2 protein-coding genes are annotated in these 4,805 nt (G+C 69.6%); both read right to left on the reverse strand.

Annotation, left to right across the window (positions count from 1 at the left end; all coding sequences use genetic code 11):
* Nucleotides 1-68: 68 nt before the first annotated feature.
* On the reverse strand, nt 69-2,819 hold the full coding sequence (gene alaS / locus ACXJJV_RS02130) for an alanine--tRNA ligase (protein ID WP_456466531.1): 2,751 nt from the start codon (nt 2,817-2,819) through the stop codon (nt 69-71).
* Nucleotides 2,820-2,822: 3 nt separating this feature from the next.
* Nucleotides 2,823-4,805 (reverse strand): class I tRNA ligase family protein (locus ACXJJV_RS02135; protein ID WP_456466532.1); only part of this gene is annotated, 1,983 nt, incomplete at its 5' end.

Consider the following 4,805-nt stretch of genomic DNA (forward strand, 5'->3'; position numbering starts at 1 on the left):
TCCCTGAAGGGGTCGGGTGCAAGGACCACCCTCGTCATCCCGCTCCGGGTCGGTGCCGGGGGTGCTCCTCATTCCAGCGCTTCTCGCACCACCTCGAGCGCCTTCTCCCTCGTGAGCCTGTCCGGGGCCGACCCGCCGCCCTGGGCCACCGTCTCGTCGCCTCCGCCCCCGCCGCTTACGATCTCCCCGATCCTCCGCATTAGGTCTACGGCCGGGGGCGCGTTCTCGCCGCTACCCACCACGACCTGGCACGAGTCGCCGGAGGTGATCTTGACCACCATGACGAGGTCCGGGTGCTCCTTGACGAGCTCCTGCACCGTGCTGACCACCGGTTTGAGCTCCACACCCTCCAGCTCCAGGTAAGCGACCCGGAGGCCGTCGATCGACTCGGCGCGCTCGGGGGCGGCCATCAGCTCCGCCTTCACCAGGCGCTGCTCGAGCTCCCGGATCCGCTTCCGCTGCTCCTTCCACTCGTTGAAGAACCGTTCCACGGTCCTCGGCAGGCTCTTCGGGTCGACGTCGAGCACGCTGCAGGCCTCACTCAGGGTGTCCTCCAGCTCCCAGATCCGCTCCAGGGCGGCCTCACCCGCGGCGAACCGGAGCCGCTCGACGCCGTCCTGGATCCGCTCCCGGCCCAGGATCTTGATGGGGCCGATCTCGCCGGTCCGGTCGCAGTGCGTGCCGGCGCAGGCCTGCACGTTCCAGCCCTCGATCTCGACGACCCGGATCTCCCGACCCGGTACCACGCCGCCCTGGTAGAGCTCGAGCCCGTACCGCCGCTCGGCCTCGTTCCGGTCCATGAAGGACTTGCGGACGGGCAGGTCGCGCATGACGATCTCGTTCGCCAGCCGCTCGATCTCCCGGAGCTCCTCGTCGGTCACGCGTCGGTGATGGGTGATGTCCAGTCGGGCCTCCGTGGGCGATTTGTGCGCCCCGGCCTGCCAGACGTGGTCCCCCAGCACGCGCCGGGCGGCCTCGAGGATGACGTGCGTGGCCGTGTGGTGCCGGGTGAGCCGCTCGCGCCGCTCGCGGTCGATGCGGGCTTTGACCCTCGTCCCCGGCTCGGGCACGTCGCCCTCCACCCGGTGGAAGACCACGCCTCGCACCTTCTGGACGTCGACGACCTCGGCCCGGCCGCCGTCCCACTCGAGCGCGCCGCGGTCGGCCTCCTGACCGCCGCCCTCCGGGTAGAAGTACGTCTCGTTGAGGACGATCCAGTCGCCGTCCCCGGTCTCCACCACGTCGATCACCTCGGCCTCGAACTCGCGGCGCCGCTCGTCCTCGTAGAACCTGAGTGGCGTTTCGGGCAGGTCCCGGTCGACGGCCGCCCGCTCGAGCTCGGCCAGGACCTCGGGCTCCTCCTCTTCCTCCGCGCCCTCGTGCCGCTCGGCGACCCGTGAGTAGAAGTCGTCGGGTACCTCGACCTCGACGCCCTCCTCCTCCGCGATCTCCCGGACCAGCTCCGGTGGCACGCCGTGCGAGTCGTAGAGTTCCACCAGGTCGTCGAACGTGAGCTCTTTCTTCTCGCGGAGCCGCCGGCGGACCTCCCTTCGGCCGCGCTCCAGCGTGCGCCGGTACCGTTCGATCTCGCACTCGATCGAGTCCCGCACGTAGTCGGACCGTTCCCTCAGCTCCGGGTAGTCCTCGGCGTGCTCTTCGAGCATCAGGTCCACGAGGTCCAGGAGGTACTCGTGCTCGGCGTCGAGCGTCTCCAGCAGGCGTAGGGCGCGCCTCAGGACCAGTCGGGCCAGGTAGCCCTCTCCGGCGTTGGACGGGACGACGCCGTCCCCGAGCATGAAGGCCAGGCAGCGGGCGTGGTCCAGCAGGGCGTAAACGCTCTCGACGGGCTCGGCGATGCGCCGTAGCTCCCCCACGTCCAAGTCGAGCCGCCGCGCCGCGCGCTCGCGCAGCCGTTCCAGGTCGGACTCGCCCTCGAGGTCGAAGAGGCCGGCGATGCGGGCCAGCTCTCCGAGGACGCGGCGGGCCTCGCGGTCGGGCTTCACGCCCAGGTCGGAGGCCACGCGGTCCACCAGGTCACCGAAGACGGCGTCGTAGGCCGTGGGCTCGCCCGTGGTGATCCAGGCGTAGCGCTCGATCCCGTACCCGGTGTCCACGATCCTCTGCGGGAGCTCCCGGTACTCGCCGCCGACCCGCTCGTACTGCATGAAGACCAGGGTGGCGAGCTCGAGGCCATCGACCACGACCTCGAAGCAGGGACCGGCGTTGCCGCCTCCCTCCCACCAGGATTCCTTGAACGCGATCTTCTCCTCCGGGATGCCGAGCTCCTCCACGGTGAACTCGTAGCACAGGCGGACGGTCTCCTCCTTCCAGTACACGTCCCGCGGGTCGTGCGGGTGGCGGTTGAACGCGTGGTGGCCGCCCATGTGGAAGAGGGTGAAGTGGCGCCCCGTCCGACCCACGTTATCGATGTCGTTGAGCCGGATGCAGGGCTGGTTGATGACGAGGGGGTTGGCGGGCGGGGGGACCTCACCGGAGGTCACCCAGGGCTGGAAGCAGGCGATGGAGGCGATGGTCAGGTGGATGTCCTCGCGCCAGCGGGCCACGACCGGGTACCGGTCGATGACCTCGTGATCGTGCCGCTCGAAGAACCGAAGGAACCGCTCACCCGCCTCCCGGACGTCCAGCCGGGCGCGCGCCGGGGGGTTCCCGATGAAGGAGTACTCGACGCACGGGGCCTCGTTGCAGACCTCCACGTCGGGCGGGGCCCAGAAGTGTTCACCGCACTTCGGGCACCGCTTCCGCTCGAACCCGATCTCCTCGAAGAACTCCAGCCTGAACTCGGAGGGGTCGACCCGCACGGCTTAGGCCCCCCGTCGGAGGCCGATCACGATGCTGCGGTCCTCTACCTCCCACTCGCGCTCGAGGTCGCAGTCCTCGGGTGGCGCCTCGAGGATGAGCTCCCGGGCGCGCACCTCTCGCGCGATCTCGTCTCGGTGCTCCCGCACGGCCTCCAGGACCTCCCGGTCTCCGTCGATCCACACCTCGATCCGCTCCTCGAGGTCCAGGTCCAGCTCCTTGCGCATCTCCTGCACGCGTCGGATGACCTCCCGCGCCCACGCCTCCCGGCGCAGCTCCTCGTCCATCTCGGTGTACAGGTACACCCGGCCCCCTTCAAACTCGGCGGACGCCCAGCCCTCGGGCAGCCGCTCCTCGATCTCCACGTGCTCCTCCGTGAGGACGATCTCTTCCCCGTCCACCTCCGTCCGGTATTCGCCCGATTCCAGGATCGCCCGGGCGACTTCCTCGCTGTGCTCCTCCACGTGCCGGATGATCCGTCCGGCAAGGTCTCGGAACTCGGGCCCGATCTTGTCCGGTCGGGGTCGCGCGACCGGGACCTTCTCCTCGAACCGCTCGCCCAGTTCGACCTCCTTGACGTTGACCACCCGGGCCAGCACGTCCCGAAGGTCCTCGAGCCGCTCCGGGTCCTCCACCTCCACGAACAGCCTCCGCAGCGGCCACCGGGTCTTGACCCCGGCCCGCTGCCGCAGGGAGAGCGCCGCCTCGGCGGCGTCGCGCACGGTCTCCATGGCCTCCTCCAGTTCCTCGTCGATCCATCCCTCCTCGGGCTCGGGCCAGTCGAGGAGCTGGACGCTCTCCGGGTCGTCCTCGCCCCGGAGTAGGTCCCGGTAGATGTGCTCGGCCACGTGCGGCACGATCGGGTTCAGCAGCCTCACGAGGCGGTCGAACGCGTGGTACAGGACCGCGTACACGGCGAGCTTGCGTGGGTCGTCGCGCTCGAGCCAGACGCGCTCTCGGACCAGTCGGATGTACCAGCGGCTGAGGTCCTCGGTCACGAACTCGTACAGGGCGCGGGCGGCCTCGTGCACGTGGTACCGTTCCATCGCGTCCGTTACCTCGCGGACGAGGGTGTGGATCCGGGACAGGAGCCACCGGTCCTCCGGCTGCAGGTGCTCCTCGAGCTCCTCCAGCGGGTGCTCCTCCGGGTCGAACCCGTCCAGCTCGGAGTACATCTTGGTGAACCGGTAGGCGTTCCAGAGCACGTTCAGGGCGCGGTGCGTGTCGCGCACGTCCCGCCAGCTGAAGTGCATGTCGCGCCACGGGGCGTTGGACCGCAGGACGTACCACCGGAGCGTGTCGGCGCCGTACTCCTCAACGATGTCCATGGGGTCGACCACGTTGCCGAGCGACTTGCTCATCTTGCGGCCTTCCTCGTCCAGCGTGAACCCGTGCATGAGGACGGTGCGGTACGGGCACGCGCCGAACGTGATCACGCCGCAGCCGAGCTGTGAGTAGAACCAGCCGCGGGTCTGGTCGTGACCCTCGGTGATGAAGTCAGCGCCCGCCTCCTCGTCCTCCGGGCGGCAGGAGCCCTCCTTGAGGAACCACTCCTCGAACTCGTCCCGGCGCCTCGGGTACCCCAGGGAGGCCCAGGCGGCGACGCCGGAGTCGACCCAGACGTCCAGCACGTCCGGCACGCGCCGCATCTCGCCGCCGCACTCCGGGCACTCGAGGATCACCCGGTCGACCCAGGGCCGGTGGAGGTCCGGCTCGCCGTCGGGCAGCTCCCTGGCCTTCTCCTTCAGCTCGTCGAGCGAGCCGACGACCTCGAGGTGTCCGCACTCCTCGCACTCCCAGACGGGCAGCGGGATGCCCCAGTACCGCTGCCGGGAGATGCACCAGTCCCGCGCGTTCTCGACCCAGTCCCTGAACCGCGAGTGGCCCGCCCACTCGGGGATCCACTCGACCCGCTCGATCCAGTCCAGCATCTCGTCCTTGACCTCGGTCACCTTCAGGAACCACTGCTCGGTGGCGCGGTAGATGAT

Source organism: Methanopyrus sp. (genome assembly GCF_053997775.1).